The organism is Chromobacterium vaccinii (assembly GCF_000971335.1).
GTDB lineage: Bacteria > Pseudomonadota > Gammaproteobacteria > Burkholderiales > Chromobacteriaceae > Chromobacterium > Chromobacterium vaccinii.
Genome location: NZ_JZJL01000004.1, coordinates 74,087 through 92,377, shown reverse-complemented (window position 1 = coordinate 92,377; position 18,291 = coordinate 74,087). Strand labels below are relative to the sequence as shown.

At 65.1% G+C, this 18,291-nt stretch carries 21 protein-coding genes; 10 read left to right on the top strand and 11 right to left on the bottom strand.

Translation table 11 applies throughout. From position 1 onward, the window contains the following. The first annotated feature begins 17 nt into the window (after positions 1–17). Positions 18–1,685, top strand: a complete 1,668-nt coding sequence (gene ettA / locus VL52_RS03220) for an energy-dependent translational throttle protein EttA (RefSeq protein ID WP_046155681.1) — start codon at positions 18–20, stop codon at positions 1,683–1,685. Between the two features lie 48 nt (positions 1,686–1,733). Here the strand turns inward: ettA and VL52_RS03215 are convergent, their stop codons facing one another. Beyond that, positions 1,734–2,456, bottom strand: coding sequence for a substrate-binding periplasmic protein (locus VL52_RS03215; protein WP_082113594.1), 723 nt, complete (start codon positions 2,454–2,456; stop codon positions 1,734–1,736). A gap of 50 nt (positions 2,457–2,506) precedes the next feature. Between VL52_RS03215 and VL52_RS03210 the strand changes: the two genes are divergently transcribed. From VL52_RS03210 to VL52_RS03200, 3 genes are all read left to right on the top strand, one after another. Beyond that, a complete protein-coding gene (locus tag VL52_RS03210; RefSeq protein ID WP_235429185.1) occupies positions 2,507–3,214 on the top strand; it encodes a LysM peptidoglycan-binding domain-containing M23 family metallopeptidase in 708 nt (235 codons plus the stop codon). Positions 3,215–3,315: 101 nt separating this feature from the next. Then, the gene (locus VL52_RS03205; protein WP_046155679.1) at positions 3,316–4,524 is read left to right on the top strand and encodes a DUF1615 domain-containing protein; all 1,209 of its coding nucleotides are present in this window, start codon (positions 3,316–3,318) and stop codon (positions 4,522–4,524) included. A 109-nt stretch (positions 4,525–4,633) separates the two neighbouring features. Next, complete coding sequence (locus tag VL52_RS03200; RefSeq protein ID WP_046155678.1) at positions 4,634–5,662, top strand: DUF475 domain-containing protein; 1,029 nt, start codon at positions 4,634–4,636, stop codon at positions 5,660–5,662. Between the two features lie 84 nt (positions 5,663–5,746). Here the strand turns inward: VL52_RS03200 and VL52_RS03195 are convergent, their stop codons facing one another. The 9 genes from VL52_RS03195 to coq7 all read right to left on the bottom strand — a co-directional run bounded on the left by VL52_RS03195 (position 5,747) and on the right by coq7 (position 12,903). Next, entirely contained in the window at positions 5,747–6,439 is a 693-nt protein-coding gene (locus VL52_RS03195; protein WP_144410144.1) for a hypothetical protein, read from the bottom strand. Positions 6,440–6,622: 183 nt separating this feature from the next. Next, positions 6,623–7,069, bottom strand: a complete 447-nt coding sequence (locus tag VL52_RS03190) for a hypothetical protein (protein WP_046155676.1) — start codon at positions 7,067–7,069, stop codon at positions 6,623–6,625. 6 nt (positions 7,070–7,075) lie between these two features. After that, complete coding sequence (locus tag VL52_RS24950; protein ID WP_160298906.1) at positions 7,076–7,231, bottom strand: hypothetical protein; 156 nt, start codon at positions 7,229–7,231, stop codon at positions 7,076–7,078. Between the two features lie 193 nt (positions 7,232–7,424). After that, positions 7,425–7,787, bottom strand: coding sequence for a fumarate reductase subunit FrdD (gene frdD / locus VL52_RS03185; RefSeq protein WP_082113593.1), 363 nt, complete (start codon positions 7,785–7,787; stop codon positions 7,425–7,427). Then, complete coding sequence (locus VL52_RS03180; protein ID WP_046155674.1) at positions 7,784–8,182, bottom strand: fumarate reductase subunit C; 399 nt, start codon at positions 8,180–8,182, stop codon at positions 7,784–7,786. The genes frdD and VL52_RS03180 overlap by 4 nt, the downstream gene beginning before the upstream one ends. Further along, positions 8,179–8,925 (bottom strand): succinate dehydrogenase/fumarate reductase iron-sulfur subunit, encoded by a 747-nt coding sequence (locus VL52_RS03175; RefSeq protein WP_046155673.1) that lies wholly within the window; start codon positions 8,923–8,925, stop codon positions 8,179–8,181. Before VL52_RS03175 ends, VL52_RS03180 begins: the two co-directional genes overlap by 4 nt. Next, on the bottom strand, positions 8,922–10,697 hold the full coding sequence (gene frdA / locus VL52_RS03170) for a fumarate reductase (quinol) flavoprotein subunit (RefSeq protein ID WP_046155672.1): 1,776 nt from the start codon (positions 10,695–10,697) through the stop codon (positions 8,922–8,924). The genes VL52_RS03175 and frdA overlap by 4 nt, the downstream gene beginning before the upstream one ends. Before the next feature lie 12 nt (positions 10,698–10,709). Beyond that, positions 10,710–12,038 (bottom strand): anaerobic C4-dicarboxylate transporter, encoded by a 1,329-nt coding sequence (locus VL52_RS03165; protein ID WP_046155671.1) that lies wholly within the window; start codon positions 12,036–12,038, stop codon positions 10,710–10,712. Between the two features lie 244 nt (positions 12,039–12,282). Beyond that, the gene (gene coq7 / locus VL52_RS03160; RefSeq protein WP_046155670.1) at positions 12,283–12,903 is read right to left on the bottom strand and encodes a 2-polyprenyl-3-methyl-6-methoxy-1,4-benzoquinone monooxygenase; all 621 of its coding nucleotides are present in this window, start codon (positions 12,901–12,903) and stop codon (positions 12,283–12,285) included. Between the two features lie 127 nt (positions 12,904–13,030). Here coq7 and ppa point away from each other — a divergent pair, with 127 nt between their 5' ends. Further along, entirely contained in the window at positions 13,031–13,558 is a 528-nt protein-coding gene (gene ppa / locus VL52_RS03155; RefSeq protein ID WP_021478635.1) for an inorganic diphosphatase, read from the top strand. A gap of 165 nt (positions 13,559–13,723) precedes the next feature. Then, on the top strand, positions 13,724–14,446 hold the full coding sequence (locus VL52_RS03150; RefSeq protein ID WP_046155669.1) for a hypothetical protein: 723 nt from the start codon (positions 13,724–13,726) through the stop codon (positions 14,444–14,446). A 52-nt stretch (positions 14,447–14,498) separates the two neighbouring features. Here the strand turns inward: VL52_RS03150 and VL52_RS03145 are convergent, their stop codons facing one another. Then, positions 14,499–15,068, bottom strand: coding sequence for a phasin family protein (locus VL52_RS03145; protein WP_021478633.1), 570 nt, complete (start codon positions 15,066–15,068; stop codon positions 14,499–14,501). Between the two features lie 410 nt (positions 15,069–15,478). Between VL52_RS03145 and minC the strand changes: the two genes are divergently transcribed. Genes minC through VL52_RS03125 form a run of 4 tightly spaced genes read left to right on the top strand, consistent with a single transcriptional unit; the run spans position 15,479 to position 18,234 of the window. Then, positions 15,479–16,198, top strand: a complete 720-nt coding sequence (gene minC, locus VL52_RS03140; protein WP_046155668.1) for a septum site-determining protein MinC — start codon at positions 15,479–15,481, stop codon at positions 16,196–16,198. A gap of 20 nt (positions 16,199–16,218) precedes the next feature. After that, positions 16,219–17,031, top strand: coding sequence for a septum site-determining protein MinD (gene minD / locus VL52_RS03135; protein ID WP_021478631.1), 813 nt, complete (start codon positions 16,219–16,221; stop codon positions 17,029–17,031). A gap of 3 nt (positions 17,032–17,034) precedes the next feature. Next, positions 17,035–17,292: a cell division topological specificity factor MinE gene (gene minE, locus VL52_RS03130; protein ID WP_011136924.1), complete on the top strand. Its 258-nt coding sequence runs from the start codon at positions 17,035–17,037 to the stop codon at positions 17,290–17,292. Positions 17,293–17,295: 3 nt separating this feature from the next. Next, complete coding sequence (locus VL52_RS03125; protein ID WP_021478630.1) at positions 17,296–18,234, top strand: LysR substrate-binding domain-containing protein; 939 nt, start codon at positions 17,296–17,298, stop codon at positions 18,232–18,234. The last annotated feature ends 57 nt before the right edge of the window (positions 18,235–18,291 follow it).

The following is an 18,291-nucleotide window of genomic DNA, read 5'->3' as shown; positions in this document are numbered from 1 at the left end:
CCAATGTGAACGCACTCATGGCCCAATACGTGATGTCGATGCTCCGCGTGAGCAAGATCGTCCCGCCCAAGCGGCAAATCATCAAGGATATTTCCCTCAGTTTCTTCCCCGGCGCCAAGATCGGCCTCTTGGGCCTGAACGGCGCGGGCAAATCCACCGTGCTGCGCATCATGGCCAACGTGGACAAGGAATACGACGGCGAGGTGCAGCACCTGGCCGGCGTCAAGATCGGCTACCTGGAACAGGAGCCGAAGCTGGACAATGACAAGACCGTGCGCGAGGAAGTGGAAAGCGGCATGGGCGACGTAATGGGCGCGCAAAAGCGCCTAGAGGAAGTGTACGCCGCCTACGCCGAACCGGACGCGGACTTCGACGCGCTGGCCGAAGAGCAGGCCAAGCTGGAAGCCATCATCTCCGCCGGCGCCGGCGACAATGTGGCGCTGCAGCTGGAACTGGCCGCCGACGCGCTGCGCCTGCCGCCGTGGGACGCCAAGATCGGCCCGCTGTCCGGCGGCGAGAAGCGCCGCGTGGCGTTGTGCAAGCTGCTGCTGTCCAAACCGGACATGCTGCTGCTGGACGAGCCGACCAACCACCTGGACGCCGAGTCGGTGGAATGGCTGGAGCAGTTTCTGGTGCGCTTCCCCGGCACCGTGGTGGCCGTCACCCACGACCGCTACTTCCTCGACAACGCCGCCGAATGGATTCTGGAGCTGGACCGCGGCGAAGGCATCCCGTGGAAGGGCAACTACTCGTCCTGGCTGGAGCAGAAGGAAGAGCGCCTGGCGCAGGAAGCCAAGAGCGAAGGCGCCCGCATGAAGGCGATGAAGCAGGAGCTGGAATGGGTGCGCCAGAACCCCAAGGGCCGCCAGGCCAAATCCAAGGCGCGTATCGCCCGCTTCGAGGAACTGTCCAGCTTCGAGACCCAGAAGCGCAACGAGACCCAGGAAATCTTCATCCCGGTGGCCGAGCGCCTGGGCAATGAGGTGATCGAGTTCGACGGCGTGTCCAAGGGCTTCGGCGACCGCCTGCTGATCGACAATCTGAGCTTCAAGGCCCCGCCGGGCGCCATCGTCGGCATCATCGGCCCCAACGGCGCCGGCAAATCGACTCTGTTCAAGATGATCGCCGGCAAGGAACAGCCGGACAGCGGCGAGGTGAAGATCGGCCAGACCGTGCAGATGGCCTTCGTCGAGCAGAGCCGCGAAGGCCTGGACGGCGACAAGACCGTGTTCGAGGACGTGGCCGCCGGCGCCGACATCCTCACCGTCGGCCGCTTCGAGATGTCCAGCCGCGCTTACCTCGGCCGCTTCAACTTCAAGGGCGCCGACCAGCAGAAAAAGGTGGGCATGCTGTCCGGCGGCGAGCGCGGCCGCCTGCACCTGGCCAAAACCCTGCTGAAGGGCGGCAATGTGCTGCTGCTGGACGAACCGTCCAACGACCTCGACGTGGAAACCCTGCGCGCGCTGGAAGACGCGCTGCTGGAATACGCCGGCACCGTGTTCGTGATCTCGCACGACCGCTGGTTCCTGGACCGCATCGCCACCCACATCCTGGCGGCAGAAGGCGAGTCGCAATGGACCTTCTTCGACGGCAACTACCAGGAATACGAAGCCGACAAGAAGAAGCGCCTGGGCGAGGAAGGCGCCAAGCCCAAGCGCATCCGCTACAAGCCGATCAGCCGCTGATCCGCTGCGCGTCGCCAAGCCCCCGCCCGCGGGGGCTTTTTGCCGCCCTCAATCCAGGTAACGCGCCACGATGCGGGCGCTGGCGCCCTCGTCGCGCAGTTGCTTGAGCGCGGCGCCCAGTTTTTGCGCCACGTCTTCCGGCATATTCCGGCTGCAGGCCAGGTAGATTCCGGTGCTTTGCAATTTCAGGGCCTCGCGTATCGGCACGCCGCCGCTGCCCTGCTTCTTCACCATGTAACGCGCCACCAGGCTGTGCACCGCCCAGACCTCCGCCACGCCGCTGCTCAGCTCGCGGTAGGCGTCCTCGGTGGTCGGCAGCTCGGAAAACGCCACCTGATGCTGCCGCAGCCAGTCCGCCATCGACGAGCCGAGCAGCGTCACCACGCGCAAGCCCTTCAGATCCGCCACGCCGCGAAGCTGCAGCTTGCTGCCGGCGGCCACGAACAGCGATTGGCTGCTCTCGTCTATCAACCCCACCCAGCGGTAGGTATCCTCGCGCTTGGGCGAGCGGGTCAGCGGCAGCAGGCAACCGTTTCCCTCAGCCTGCACCTGCATCTGCGCCCGCTTCCAGGGCAGATCGACATATTGCGCGCGCATCCCGCTGCGCGCCAGCGCCTGCGCCAGCAGCTCGACGGCGATGCCATGAGGGGTGTGGTCGGCGCCTTCGCGGATCACGAAGGGCGGGTAATCGACGGTATACAGATTGATGGCGGGCTCAGCCCGGCAAAGGGAACCTATGCAGCACAAGCCAAGCCAAAACCATTTCCTCATCGCGAAGCCCCGTTCGTCCGCCCCCTGGACAACAGTCCGGACAGCGGACGATGATAGAATCCCAAACCATGTCCTTGCGTACCCTTATTCTTTGTAGCAGCTTATTGCTAGCTGCCTGCGCCACCCCGTCCTCGCCGAGCGCGCCTGCGCCGGCGGGGTATTACCGCGTGCAGCCGGGCGACACGCTGTACCGCATCGCCCGCCAGAACAAGCAGAGCGTCGCCAACCTGGCGCGCTGGAACCAGCTGGCCGACCGCTCCAGCATCCAGGCCGGGCAATTGCTGCGGGTTCAGCCGCCAGGCGGCGCGGCCAAGCCCGCGCCATCCGGCGCCGGCAAGCCTGCGGCGTCTAAGCCAGCGGAAACCAGGCAGGCGCCGCCGCCGACGAAGCTGGACATCAAGCTGCAATGGCCGGCCGACGGCGCGCTGATATCCGGCTTCGACGGCAACCGCAACAAGGGGCTGGATCTGGCCGGCAAGGCCGGCGACCCGGTGCGCGCCGCCGCCGCCGGCAAGGTGATATACGCCAGCAAAGGCATACGCGCCTACGGCAATCTGCTGATCGTAAAGCACAATGAAAGCACGCTGACCGTCTACGCCCACAACCAGAAACTATTGGTACAGGAAGGCCAGCAGGTGAGCGCCGGCCAGCAGATCGCCACCATGGGCGATTCCGGCGCCAGCCGGGTGATGCTGCACTTCGAGCTGCGGCTGGGCACCCGGGTGGTGGACCCGGCCGCCTACCTGCCGCCGCGCTGACCGCCCGCGCGGGTTGGGAGCGAACAGCGCGCCAGGCTTCGCTTGCCCGCGGCGGCGGCTTGGCCTAAGCTCGCCGCTGTCGCACCCTCGCTCCAAATACAATGAGAACATTCAGCCTGATGCTGTTATGCGCGCTGCTGACCGCTTGCGCCGGCACGCGCCCCCCTCAGTCTTCCACGCCGGCGCTCCTGCCCGAAGCCGCGCCGCCCCCGACAGAACCTCTGCCCCAGCAGCCCGCTATCGTCGAGCCGCCACCCGCCGCTCCCGCAACGCCGCCTGTCAGCCAGCCCAAGCCGCAGCCGGCCTCGCGCGCCGTCATCGCCGCAGCCGTGCCGAGCAACGCGCGCGACCGCCAGGGCTGGATCGCCGACATCGACGCCGCCTTCCGCCATTTACAGATTCCCGCCACCGCCGACAACGCCTGCGCGCTGGCTGCGGTGATCGAGCAGGAGTCCAGCTGGCAGGCCGATCCGGTGGTGCCGGGCCTGCCCAAGATCGTCTGGGGCAAGATCGAGGAACGCGCCCACCGCTACCTGGTGCCGCTGACCGTGGTGAAAGGCGCGCTGCTGAAGACCTCGCCCAGCGGCCAGAGCTACAAGACGCGGATAGACAATCTGCGCACCGAGCGCGAGATGAACCTGCTGTACGAGGACATGTCGCGCGAAGCGCAGAAGCTCGGCCTGCCGCTGGACATGAAGAATCCGATACGCACCGGCGGCCCGATGCAGGTCAGCGTGGAATTCGCCGAAGGCCACGCCAGAGTCTGGCCCTACCCCTATCCGGTGCAGGGCAGCATACGCCACGAAGTGTTCAGCCGCCGCGGCGGCGTCTATTTCGGCGCGGCCATCCTGCTGCAGTATCCGGCCCCGTACCAGGACATGCTGTACCGCTTCGCCGACTTCAACGCCGGCCGCTACAGCAGCCGCAACGCCGCCTTCCAGGCCGCGCTGTCCCAGCTTTCCGGCCGCAAGCTGGCGCTGGACGGAGACCTGCTGAACTACCAGGGCAAGGCCGCCTCCGGCAGCCAGCAGGCGGCGCTGTCTCTGTCTGGCCGGCTAGGCATGTCCGCCGCCGCCATCCAGCGCGACCTGCAGCTGGAAAAGAACGCCGCCTTCGGCCAGACCCCGCTCTACCGGCAGGTGTTCGCGCTGGCGGACAGGCAGGCAGGCCGCGCACTGCCGCGCGAGCGGATGCCGCAGATCGATCTGAAAAGCCCCAAGATCATCCGCAAGCTGACCACGGAGTGGTTCGCCAAGCGGGTGGACGGCCGCTACCGCCAATGCCTGGCCCGCGCGGCCGGCGCGCGCTGATGCGCAAGCGCTGACGGCGTCATATAATGCCCGCGCGACGGCCGGTCCTTCCGGCCGTTCATGCATTCAAAAAAATAGCGGCGACGCCGCACTTGCTCAGGTTAACCCCATGCGTTCCACTTTTTCCTATTTTCGCGGCTCGCTGCTCTTCGGCATCGCCGTGCTGGCCGCCGTCGCCTGGTACGGCCACGCGCGCGGCGGCGTCGAACAGGCCGGCGCCTTCCTGCTGACCGCCGCGGTGCTGGCGGTGCTGGAAACCAGCGTCTCCTTCGACAACGCGGTAGTCAACGCCACCGTGCTCAAGGCGATGAGCCATCGCTGGCGGCAGATCTTCATGACCGTCGGCATCGCGGTGGCCGTGTTCGGCATGCGCGTGTTGTTCCCGCTGTTGATCGTCTCCACCGCCGGCGGCGTGTCGCTGGCCGAGGCCTTCGCGGTGGCCACCAAGCAGCCGGAGCGCTACCAGCGGATCATGCATGACAGCCACCTGATGATCATGGGCTTCGGCGCCACCTTCCTGCTGATGGTGGTGATCGAATATTTCGTCAAGCACGAGAAGGACGAGCACTGGCTGCCCGGCATCGAGCCGCTGCTGGCCAAGCTGGGCAGCGTGGAAAACGCGCAGTCGCTGGTCACCATTGTCGTCGTCGCCGCCATTGCAGCGCTGCTGCCGGCCGGCCAACGAATGGCTTTCATCAGCAGCTGCTTCTGGGGCTATGTGGCGTTCATGGTGCTGCACATGTTCAAGCAGCTGTTCGGCGGCGTGGACATCCAGACCGCCGCGGCCAAAAACGGCCTGATCGGCTTCGTCTATCTGGAGGTGCTGGACGCCAGCTTCTCGATGGACGGCGTGATCGCCGCCTTCGCCATCACCAACGATTTCTGGCTGATCGCCGCCGGCCTGGGAATAGGCGCGATGTTCGTGCGCTCGCTGACCCTCTACCTGGTGGAGCGCGATGTGATGGGCCAGTTCAAATACCTGGAAGTTTCGGCGTTCTGGGCGATCGCCGCGCTGGTGGCCATCATGTTCGCCGCCGCCCTGCACGTGGAGCTGGGCGAAGTGACCACCGGCCTGATCAGCGTCGCCATCATCGGTCTGGGCGTGCTGACCAGCCTGCCCTCGCGCAACAAGCGCTGAGCCGCTGCCGCGGACAGGAAAAAGGCCGGGTTTTCCCCCGGCCTTTTTCCATCCCGACCCGGCGCCCCGCGCGGGGCAACCTGGTCAGGCGGAAGTGCTCAGCAAAGCGCCGACGCCGGCATTGGCGCCAGGCTGGTTCTGCTGCAGATCCTTGGCCAGATTCTGCAGAAACGCCTGCAGCGAAGACGACTGTCCAGACTGTCCCGAAGTCAGTCCCAGCGCCTGCTGCAAGCTCTGGAACGCGGACTGGATGCCAGAGGTGGCGTCGTTCTGCGTGCCATTGGCGAGATCCTGCAACAGCTGCTGCAGATTGTTTTGCAAACCGCCGTAACCAGCGCCGCCGGCCGCCGCCGCCCCGCCATCCTGATCCTGCCCCCCGGTGTCGACATCGCCGTCGTTGTCGGCGGCCGAAGCCGAGGCGCCGGCAGAAGACGCGCCCTCCTGTTGCAAGGCCTGGAACAGCGAATGCATGAAGGTGTGTATCGCCTGCTGGCTGCTGCCGGCCGCGCCTACTGCGCCGTCGCTGCCGCTGTCGGATGCCCCGCTGCCGTCACTGGAAGAGCCTGACGATGCCTGCTGCAGCAAGCCCGATTGCTGCAAGGCCTGCAACACGCTCTGCGCGAACTGGCCGCCGCCTCCCCGGTGGTGATGGCCGCCGCCGCCCTGGATGGCGCCGCTGCCCGCCGACTGTCCCGAATCCGAAGAGAAGCTTTCCTGTATGTCCACTTGCGTGTACTGCAAAGAAATGGAGCTATTGCCGAGAGAACTAACTGACATGACGCTCTCCTTCCAAGGAAGAACCGAATGGCCCACGCCCAGCCTGCGCTGATATCGGTATATCGGCACCCAGGCTGCGAAGCACAGCAACAAAATGCAAATATTTGTTAATTCAAGGAAAACATCAAAATCGCCATTGCGCAAGGTTGATCAGCGCCGGTCCATCTCAGCCACTAGTCAAACTCAGGCTGAAGTGTTGACCAGAGAGCCCAGCGCCCCCGACGAGTTCAGCGGGCTGTTTTGCAGGGTGACCAGATTTTGCAGAAAATCATGCAATGAGCCCTGCCGCGACATGGAGGCGGCGGCCGAGCCGCCCAGTGAATGCTGCAGATCGCGGAAGGCTGAAGCCCGGTTTTGCGTGGCGCTGCTCTGCACGCCGTTGCCGACATCCTGCAGCAGCTTCTGCAGATTGTCCTGGAACGCGCCATACCCGTCGGATGGCGAGCCCAGGCCTCCGTCGGAATCGCCGCTGGAGAAACTCTCGGCCTGCGCCGCCTGGTATACCGTGTGGACAAAAGCATGAAGCGCCTGCTGGGCCTCGCCGGATGCCCCGCCAACCGCGCCTGGCCCGGACTCCCCCGCCGCGCTAGAGGCCGACACATTGATCCCGCTCAGTTGCAAAGCCAGCATGACGCTTTAGCCGAAGCCGCCGGCAGATTGGCCGCCTCCAGAAGAAGCGCCAACGGTCTGCGACGCATCAGCGCCATTCTGGGCCAGCGGGGGTGAAAGCGGATTGATCGCAGGCGCGTAGCCAATGGACGAGAAGGGGTCGCTGATGGCGCTGATGGACATGGCACTCTCCTCTCAACCAGTGCCACGTCCGCGTTCCAGCCAGCAAAACTCGAGCCGCCATCCGGAAATAGGAAGCACTAGTACATTTTAAATGACAAATACATATACCTTGCTTCACTATAAGCACAGAATGGTAGGCAGGCCGCCTCAACCCCGTCGGTTAAGCATTGCCGCTTAACCGCTTGCGGCCTGATCAAATCCGCGCCAGCAGCCCAAGCGCCGCCAGCGTGCCCGCCGCCGCCACGCCGTAGGTCAGCGCCTTGGCCAGCGGACCGCCATGGACGCCTACATCGTGCAGGCTGTGGTAGATGCGGTGCGCCGCGTGCCACAGCAGCAGGCTGACCAGCCCCCACAGCGCCGCCTTGCCCACCAGGCTCTGCGCCAGCGCCAGCATGCTCTGATAACTGGCGGCCTTGGCCGGCAGCCAGCCCAGCGGCGCGGCGAAGCCGGTGAGTAAAACCAGCATCGGCCCGAACAGCGCCGCCAGCATGCCTCCGGCGCCGAACAGCCCCCAAAAGATGGGCGCATGGGAACGCTTCAATTGTCGGTTTTTCATTGCGAGATCCCCCAGACGATGCCCAGCAGCGCCAGGCTGGCCAGCAAGGTGGCGGCGAAGCCGCCGGCGGTGATCGCGGCGGCGGACACGCGCCTGCCGCCTATGATCACCGGCGGCATGGTGCGCGGCATGATCTTGAACCAGGTGTAGCCGTGGTAGCCAATCATGGCGAGCAGGATCAGGTGGAACAACAGCGCCAGCGGGCTTTGCAGCGCCGCCATGAAACCATTCCACGCCGCCTCGCCCTGGCTCAGCCGCCACAGGCCGAACAACAGCGCGAAGGCGTAGGCGGCGACGAACAGCGCCGTGCCCTCGTGGATCATGTACTCGATGAAATAAGGGTTCTTCTTCCACCAGCCGTCCATGGGCCGGACATAAGGCTTGCGCTTGCTCATTTGCATGCTCCCTTCGGCCGGGCGAAGCGCAGGAAATAGTCCTTGGCCACCGCCGTCTTGTTCAGGTTCACCGCGTTGGCCGGGTCCACCGCCTTGGGGCAGACTTCCGAGCAGTAGCCGACCGCCGTGCAGTTGAACACGCCCTCCTGCGCGGCCAGCAGCTCCATGCGCTGCTCGGACGCGCCATCGCGGCTGTCCTGGTTGTAGCGGTGCAAGAGCGCGATGGCGCCGGGGCCGAGGAAATCCGAGTTCAGGCCGTATTGCGGACAGGCGGCGTAGCACAACAGGCAGTTGATGCAGCCGCTGAACTGGGCGTACCAGTCCATCTGCGCCGGCGTCTGCTGGTATTCGCCCTCGGACAAGGGCTTGTCTTCCTTGGGCACGATATAGGGCGTGATGCTTTCGAGTTTCTCGATGAAGTCGTCCAGCACCACCACCAGATCGCGCTCGATCGGGAAGTGGTTCAAGGGCTCGATGCGCACCGTGCCCGGATAGTCGCGCAGGAAGGTCTTGCAGGCGAGCTTGGGTACGCCGTCCACCATCATGCCGCAGCTGCCGCAGATGGCCTGGCGGCAGGACCAACGGAAGGCCAGCGTGCCGTCGAGATAATCGCGGATGTATTGCAGGCCCTGCAGCACCGACATGTCGTCGCTGTACGGCACGTCGAAGCCTTGCAGCCACGGCTCCTGGTCCAGCTCGGGGCGGTAGCGCAGCACCTCGATATGGATGGTTTTGTCCGTCATGCCTGTTCTCCTTGCTCTGCGGCCACGCCCGCCGCGCCATAGGCGCGCACGCCGGGTTGGGACGTGGTGATCTTCACTTCGCCGTACTCGATGCGCGGCCCGGCATCCGGCTGATAAACCGCCAAGCTATGCTTGAGGAAGTTGGCGTCGTCGCGTTGTTCGTAGCCGTCCAGCCGCTGGTGGGCGCCGCGCGATTCGCGGCGTTGCAGCGCCGAGTGCGCCATCGCCTCGGCCACGTCCAGCTGGTAGCCCAGCTCGATGGCCAGCAGCCAGTCGCTGTTCCACACACTGGACTTGTCTTCCACGTTGACGTTGTTAAAGCGCTGCTTGAGTTCGGCCAGCTTGTCGCAGGTGGCGCGCATGCTGCCCTCCATGCGGTAGATGCCGCAACCCGCCTCCATGGTTTCCGCCATTTCGCGGCGCAAATCGGCGATGCGCTCGGTGCCGTCCTTGGCCCGCTGCGCGTGCAGGCGGGCCTCAACCGCTTGCGCCTGCTTCAACAGCCCCTCGCGCTTGGCCGGCTTGCTGTCGCGGGCGAAGCGCGCGGCCTCGATGCCGGCCACCTTGCCGAACACCGACAGCTCGGCCAGCGAGTTGGACCCCAGCCGGTTGGCGCCGTGGATGCCGACGCTGGAGCACTCGCCCGCCGCGTACAGGCCGGGCATGGGCGCGGCGCAGCGGCCATCCACCAGGATGCCGCCCATGGTGTAGTGCACCGCCGGACGCACCGGGATAGGTTCCTGGGCCGGATCGATGCCGAGGAACTCCTCGGCCAGCTCGCAGATCTGCGGCAAGCGCTCGCGCAGCTTGGCATGGCCCAGATGGCGCAGGTCCAGATACACGGCGGAACCCCACGGACCCTGCACCGTGCGGCCCTTTTGCTGCTCGTACCAGAAGGCCTGGCTCAGCCGGTCGCGCGGGCCCAGCTCCATGAACTTGTTGCGCGGCTTGTCCTCCGCCGGCCCCAGGCCGTAGTCCTGCAGATAACGGTAGCCGTCCTTGTTGATCAGCAGCCCCCCCTCGCCGCGGCAGGCCTCGGTGAACAACAGGCCGGTGCGCGGCATGCAAGTGGGGTGGTATTGGACAAACTCCATATCGCGCAGCGGCACGCCGTGGCGGTAAGCCAGCGCCATGCCGTCGCCGGTGACGATGCCGCCGTTGGTGTTCTCGCGGAACACCCGCCCGGCTCCGCCGGTGGCCATCACCACCGCGCCGGCTTCGATCAGCAGGCTTTCGCCGCTGGCGATCTCGATGGCCAGCACGCCGCGCGCCTGGCCGTCATCGACGATCAGGTCGGCGCAAAAGTATTCATCGAAGCGCTGGATGTTCGGAAACTGGATGGAGGTTTGGAACAAGGTATGCAGCATGTGGAAGCCGGTCTTGTCGGCGGCGAACCAGGTGCGCTCTATCTTCATGCCGCCAAAGGCGCGCACATTGACGCTGCCGTCGTCCTTGCGGCTCCACGGACAGCCCCAATGCTCCAGCTGCACCATTTCTTCCGGGCACTGGCGGACGAAATACTCCACCACGTCCTGCTCGCACAGCCAGTCGCCGCCGGCCACGGTGTCGTGGAAGTGGGCATCGAAGCTGTCATGGTCCTGCTTGACCGCCGCCGAGCCGCCCTCCGCCGCCACCGTGTGGCTGCGCATCGGGTAGACCTTGGACACCAGCGCGATCTTCAGCTTGGGATCGAACTGGGCGGCGGCGATGGCCGCCCTCAGGCCGGCGCCCCCGGCGCCGACAATCACTACGTCTGCTTGGCAGGTCTTCACGCGATTCCCCTGTCAGAAGTAAAAATGCGTCAATGCGTAGGCTGCTACCGTGGACACGCCCACCCCGATCAGGCCCGGCATCATGAAACTGTGGTTAAGCAAATATTTGCCGATGCGGGTGGTGCCGCTGCGGTCCATATTGATGGCCGCCAGGTCGCTGGGATAAAAGGCGAAAAAGAAATAGGCGTAGCAGGACGGCATGATGGCCAGCAACTGATGCGGCGTCAGGCCCAGCGCCAGGCCGAACGGCACCATGATGGTCAAGGTGGCGGCCTGGCTCTTGACGAAGGCGGACACCGCGAACATCGCCAGCGCGAAGGTCCACGGCGCGTAGGCCACCATCACCTTGATGTTGTCGACCAGGAAGGCCTCGTTGGCCTTGACGAAGGTGTCGCTCATCCAGGCGATGCCGAAGATGGACACCACGGCGATCATGCCGGCGGTGAACACCTCGGAACGGGCGATGGTGGCGGCCTTGGCGTTGGACAGAAACAGGATGAAGGCGCCGAAGGCCAGCATCACGAACTGCACCGCCGTCGTCATCGGCACCGTCTTGCCCTTCTCATCCATCGGCAGCCAATGCGGGAACAGCGCCAGCAGCACCACCACCAGAATGCCGGTGAAGAACAGGATGACGGAAGGCTTGGCGTGCGCCGGCAGCACCTTGTCCAGGGTGGTCACGGATTTTTCTATCGAGGCGCGAAATTCCGGGTCCTGCAGCCGCGCCTGGTACTCCGGGTCCTGATCCAGCTCGGCGCCGCGCTTCAGGCTCCAGAAGGCGGCGGCCACCACGCCGATCAAACCAGCGGGAATCGTGACCATCAGAATCTGCCACAGTGTCAGCGGCTGGCTGCTGTGCGCGGTCATCGCCAGCAAGGACGTCACGGCCGCGGCGGCCGGGCTGGCGGTGATCCCCATCTGCGAGGCCACGCTGGCCATCGCCATCGGCCGCTCCGGACGTATCTTGGTCTTCAGCGACACGTCGGCGATCACCGGCAGCAGCGAATACACCGCGTGGCCGGTGCCGACGCACATGGTCAGCAAAAACGTGGACATGGGTGCGAGAAAGGTGATCTGCTGCGGATGCTTGCGCATGACCTTTTCCGCCTGCTGCACCAGGAAGTCCAGCCCGCCCGCCACCTGCAGCGTGGCCGACGCCGTCACCACCGCCAGGATGATCAGCATCACCGTGATGGGCGGCTCGGCCGGCGCCACCCGGAACACGAAGGCCAGCACGGCGACGCCCAGGCCGCCTATCATGCCCAGCGCCACCCCGCCGCGCCGGATGCCGATCAGAATCGCCGTCAGCAACAGCGCGAATTCAATCCAGAAAGTCCACATGCCTGCTCTCCGTGGCCCGTCCCGCCGGCCCCGCCTGGACCGGACCGGAAACTCAGCCGGTTGCTATTGCGACCGTTTATAGGACATGCGCGGATGCTGGTGGTAGACCTTGATCAAGCAAGCGGGGCGCGGGTTGACAGGATATGAACGCGGCATGGCAAATCCGGACCAAATTTGAGCCAGGACAAATAAAAAGCCGGCACAAGGCCGGCTTGGAGACGCGATATCGCTTGAGACGCCGATTTCACAGGTGGTAGCTGCTGCCGGTCATCACCTTGGCCGACAGCCTCATCGCCGCCTTCAAGGGCGCGGGCAATTCAGCCGCGCCCAGCTCGTGCGCCATCTCGGCATGCTGCAGCTCGTCGTCGCGCATCTGGCTGACGATGGCGCGGCTCCTGGCGTCATCCTCGGGCAAGGCGCTCAGATGGCTGTCCAGATGCGCGCCGACCTGGCGCTCGGTCTCCTGCAGAAAACCCAGGTTCCACTTGTCGCCCAGCACGCCGGCCGCGACGCCCAGCGCCAGCGAGCCGGTATACCACAGCGGGTTGAGCAGGCTGGGGCGGCCGCCCAGCTCGCGGATGCGGCGCTCGGTCCAGGCCAGGTGCTCCACCTCCTCCTGCGCCGCCTGCCTCAGGGCTTCGCGCGCGGACGGATCGCGCGCGGTCAGCGCCTGGCCTTGATACAAGGCCTGGGCGCACACTTCGCCGCAGTGGTTGACCCGCATCAGCCCCAGCGCGTGGCGCTTCTCGGCCGAGGAGAGCTCGGCTTCGTCGACGCCCTGGTCCGGATGCGCGCGGGCGCTGTGCGCCGGCGCGCACAATGTGCGCAGGCCCTTGTCCAGTTCGGTGATCAGCTTGTCCAGCATCGGCGCGTTCTTCCTCGCGTGAATGGCGTCAAACGGCCGATTATACCTCGCGGGCACAGCGCCGGCAGCAGCTGATATAATCGGCCGGTTAAACCCATTTATTACTCAACACGAAGGATTGCGCGCAATGAACCTCGCAAGCATCGGCCCGGGCAAGGACATGCCGGGCGACTTCAACGTCGTCATCGAAATCTCCGCCAACGCCGCTCCGATCAAGTACGAATTCGACAAGGAATGGAACACGCTGGTGGTTGACCGCTTCATGGGCACCTCCATGATGTATCCGGCCAACTACGGCTTCGTGCCGCAAACCCTGGCCGGCGACGGCGATCCGGTCGACGTGCTGGTGGTGACCCCGTTCCCGCTGCCGCCGGGCGTGGTGGTGCGCTGTCGCGCGCTGGGCCTGATCAAGATGGAAGACGACGGCGGCGTGGACGCCAAGCTGGTCGCCGTTCCGGTCGAAAAGTTGTGCCCGATGTACAAATCCATCCAGAAGCTGGAAGATCTGCCGGAGCTGCTGCGCGCGCAGATGGTGCACTTCTTCGAGCACTACAAGGATCTGGAAAAGGGCAAATGGGTCAAGATCCAAGGCTGGGGCACGCTGGAAGACGCCAAGACCGAACTGGTCGAAGGCATCGAGCGCTTCGGCAAGTAAGCCGTTCCCCGCGAAACAAACCGGCCTCATGGCCGGTTTTTTTATCGCCCGGCGCATGCTGCATTGCACAACACTCATCTTCCACGGGATAATGGTTTGCTGTGGCCGGCGTTATCTGCCACGCTTCCCATGCAACCTCGCTTCATGGTGGTCCGTGGTATCCGAATGATGGTCGTTTCCTACCGCATCGGGGGACAAGCCCCCCATCTTCCCTGGTTCTTGCGCCGCCTCGCCGCGCAAGGACTGGCGGCTGCGCCGGAAGGCGACCAACCCGGCCGGCTGCCCGCCGACTGGGCGGGCCTGGAATTCGCCGACTGCTGGCTGGATCTGGGCCGCGATGGCGACCAGGCGCTGGCGGAGCGCGCCGCCCGTTGCCGCGACGCTGGCCTTTCCTTCGTGGAGCTGGCCGGCGGCTGGGCGCCGCCAGGCGCCGAGTTCGGTTTCATCCTGCTGGTGGGCGACCCGCCTCCGCCCGGCGCGCCAGGCCGTCTGGCGCTCGACGCGCTGGCTCCCCAGCCCGGCTGCTGGCTGCACAGCGGCCCCATCCACAGCGCGCGCTTCTGCCAACGCGCGTTCGATGCCCTGATGCATGCCGGACGCGCGGCGATGCCCGAACCCGACAGCCAGCCGCGCGCACTGGAATGGGAAGCGATACTGCAGAAGCAGTGGATGCTTGCCGGCAAGCTGCGCCAATTGGCGGAAGCCTATCTGACCGAACGCATCGGCCTGCTCCCACCCTACTCCGCCCCTCTTCCCAAAACCGCTGTCCATTACGCCGCCAACCTGGCCAGAACCATCATGCTGGCGCTGCCCGATAGCCGCGACTGGGCCGCGCTGCAAAACGAACTGGCCGCCCATCTGCAAAGCCGGGACGACGCCCGGAAATGAAAAACCCGCCGCGGCATGCCGTCGGCGGGAGTGACTTGACCAGAGCGCGGGATCAGGCGGCGCTAGTGGTGGTCTTCTTGCTGCGGGAAACGGCGGCGCTGGCGGCCTTCGCGGAGTTGGTGGCGGCCTCCACACCGGCTTCGGCGATTTCGGCGCCCACTTTCTTCGCGGTCTTGGACACGCTTTCAAACGCGGCGGTGGAGGTGTTCAGCAGCGTCTTCAACGCGGCTACGGCGACGTCGGAGCCGGCCGGCGCGTTCTTGGACAGGCGGTCCAGGCCGGATTGCAACGCCTTGCTGTTCTCGGCGATCTGCTCTTCGACGAAGCTGCTCAGCTCGTTCTGGGTGGTCAGCGCGGCGTCGTAGACGTTGCGGGCGGCCGAGAATGCCTGGTCCAGCGCCGGCTGCGCCAGGCTGGTCTGCAATTCGCCCAGCGTCTTGGCGTCCTTCACTTCGCTCAGCGCCTTGAAGGTCTCGGCATTGTCGTTCAGCAACTTGCGGGACAGGTCCAGCTGCAGGCTGGCGAAACGCTCGGCGCCGGCCAGGACGATGGAAGACAAACGAACGGCCTTGTCGAACTGCGACTGGCCGAGGGCGGAGAGTTCCTGGGTAGTGGTAAACATGTGATCGGCTCCTAGTATGTCGGATAGACAACGACTCGGTACGGCAGCGACAACACCGCTGTTCCGCGAATGCTGCATTGCAACAATTCCACTTTAACGCCGGACAACTCGCCCAGTCAAGAATTTGACGCAACGCACAATGCACTAAATGGCTATTTCGCCACGGTTTTATCATGCGATTATTCCATAATCATGACAACGCCACACCTGTCCGCCGAGGCAAGATTCCATCGCCGAGTTTTCGCGCCGCAACAACCATGACCGCATCCCGGGCCAGGCGCCGGCCCGCCGATGTCTGACCTCCGCCACGACATGGCCCGCCAACGGATCGCCGCCATTGAAAGGCCGCGCCCAAGCCAGTACACTCGCGCCATAGAAGAAATCTATCTACCAAAATTAAAGCTAGCCCAATGAGCCCCGTGGCCAACGCCTTCGACATTAAATCCGCCAGCCTGGACTTGCTGGCGCTCTTGCTGCGCACCGACAACCTGGACGAACTGAGCCAGGCGCTGGACGCGCGTTTCGGCGACACCAGCGACGCCCCCGCCGAGGCCTTCGTCCTCGACGTGGAAGCGCTGCCCAATCCGGCCGAGCTGGACTTGGGCCGCCTGCTGCCCCTGCTCAGCCGCCGCGGCATCCGCGCGGTGGCGCTGCGCCATCCGGACAACGCGCTGGCCGCCATGGCCAGCCGTTTCGGCCTCGCTTTCGCCAACAGCGCCGCCCAACCCCGCTCGGCGCAAGCCGCCGCGGAACCGGCGGCCAAGCCGGCCGTCGAAACAGTTGCGTCGCCCGCCGCCGCGACCATGATCGTCGACCGCCCTGTCCGCGCCGGCCAGCAGATCTACGCCAAGGGCGGAGACTTGGTGGTGCTGGCGATGGTCAGCGCCGGCGCCGAAGTCATCGCGGACGGCAACATCCACGTTTATGCGCCTTTGCGCGGCCGCGCCCTGGCAGGCGCGCGCGGCAATCACGCCGCCCGCATCTTCGCCCGCAGCATGGAGGCCGAACTGGTGTCCATCGCCGGCGTGTACCGCACGATCGAACAGGCCTTGCCGGACAGCATTCTGGGCAAGCCGACCCAAATCTATCTTGAGAACGAGCGGCTGGTGATGACCGCGCTCGGCGAGTAACACTTTCAAAGGAAAGCCCCGTGGCAAAAATCATCGTTGTGACATCCGGCAAGGGTGGAGTAGGCAAAACCACCACCAGCGCGAGCTTCGCCTCCGGCCTGGCACTGCGCGGCCACAAGACTGCCGTGATCGACTTCGACGTCGGCCTGCGCAACCTGGATCTGATCATGGGTTGCGAACGCCGCGTGGTGTACGACCTGATCAACGTGGTCAACGGCGAGTCCAGCCTGAACCAGACCCTGATCAAGGACAAGCACTGCGACAACCTCTACATCCTTCCCGCCTCGCAAACCCGAGACAAGGACGCGCTGACGCTGGAGGGCGTGGAAAAAGTGCTGAAGGAGCTGGAAGAAGCCGGCTTCGACTACATCGTCTGCGACTCCCCGGCCGGCATCGAGAAGGGCGCGCTGATGTCGCTCTATTTCGCCGACGAGGCGCTGATCGTCACCAACCCTGAAGTGTCGTCGGTGCGCGACTCCGACCGCATCCTGGGCATTTTGTCGTCCAAATCCAAACGCGCCGAGGAAGGCCGCGAGCCGGTCAAGGAGCACCTGCTGATCACCCGTTACTCGCCGGGCCGCGTCGACAAGGGCGAAATGCTGTCGGTCGACGACGTTAAGGAGATCCTGCGCGTGCCGCTGATCGGCGTCATTCCCGAGTCGCAAAGCGTGCTGCAGGCGTCCAACTCCGGCACCCCCGCCATCCACCTGAAAGGCAGCGACGTGGCTGACGCCTACGGCGACGTGATCTCGCGCTTCCTGGGCGAAGAACGCCCGATGCGCTTCCTGGAAGCCCCCAAGGTAAGCATCCTCAAGCGCCTGTTCGGAGGTTAAGCCATGTCATTGATCGATATGATTTTCGGCAAGCGCCAGAAATCCGCCGCCATCGCCCGCGAACGCCTGCAGATCATCCTCGCGCACGAGCGCAACGGCCGCCACGCGCCCGACTACCTGCCCGCACTGCAGCGCGAGCTGATGGAAGTGATCTCCAAGTACGTGTCCGTCAACCTGGAAGACATCAAGGTGCAGGTCGAGCGCCAGGACGACTACGAAGTCCTGGAGGTCAACATCGTGCTGCCGGAACACCAACGCTAAGCCATGACGCTGACCGAACTGCGCTATATCGTGGCGGTGGCGCGCGAGCGCCACTTCGGCCGCGCGGCCCAGAGCTGCTTCGTCAGCCAGCCGACGCTGTCGATCGCCATCAAGAAGCTGGAAGACGAGCTGGGCATCACCCTGTTTGAACGCGGCGGCCAGGAAGTGGCCGTCACCGAAATAGGCGAACGCATCATCGAGCAGTCCCAGCGCGTGCTGGAAGAGGCCGAGGCGGTCAAGCGCCTGGCCGGCGAGCACCAGAACGAGCTGGCCGGGCCGCTGAAGCTGGGGGTGATCTTCACAATCAGCCCCTATTTGCTGCCCAAGCTGATTCCGGCGCTGCGCATCCTGGCGCCCGACATGCCGCTGATCCTGGAGGAGAACTACACCTCCCGGCTGGCGGAAATGCTCAAGCGCGGCGAGGTCGACGCCATCATCGTCGCCGATCCCTTCGAGGAAACCGGCATCGAAGCCTGGCCGCTGTACGACGAACCCTTCGTCGTCGCCACGCCCAAAGGCCATCCCTGGGAAAAGCAGCAGGTCATCGACCCCTGTCAGCTGGCTGAGGAAAGCGTGTTGCTGCTGACCCAGGGCAACTGCTTCCGCGACCAGGTTCTGCAAACCTGCAGCGAACTGTCCAGCCGGCAGAACCACGGCAACAACCTGGCCAGCGCGCTGCAAGGCAGCTCGCTGAACACCATACGCCACATGGTGGCCAGCGGCATGGGCGTCACCGTGATGCCGGCCACTTCGGTCGGCGCCGGCGACGAATCGCTGCTGTCCATCGTCCCCTTCGACGCGCCCGCCCCGCAGCGCCGCGTGCTGCTGGTGACCCGCAAGCAGTTCTTCCGCAAGAAGGCGATAGAGACGCTGCGGCAGGCGGTGTTCCGCTCCGGCCTGCCCGATGTGGTGATGCTGGAAGGCGAGCCCAAGCTGGCTTGAGGCCGCCATTGCCGTAGTCCGATGACCCGCCCGGCACCGCCGAGGCGGGTTTTTCAC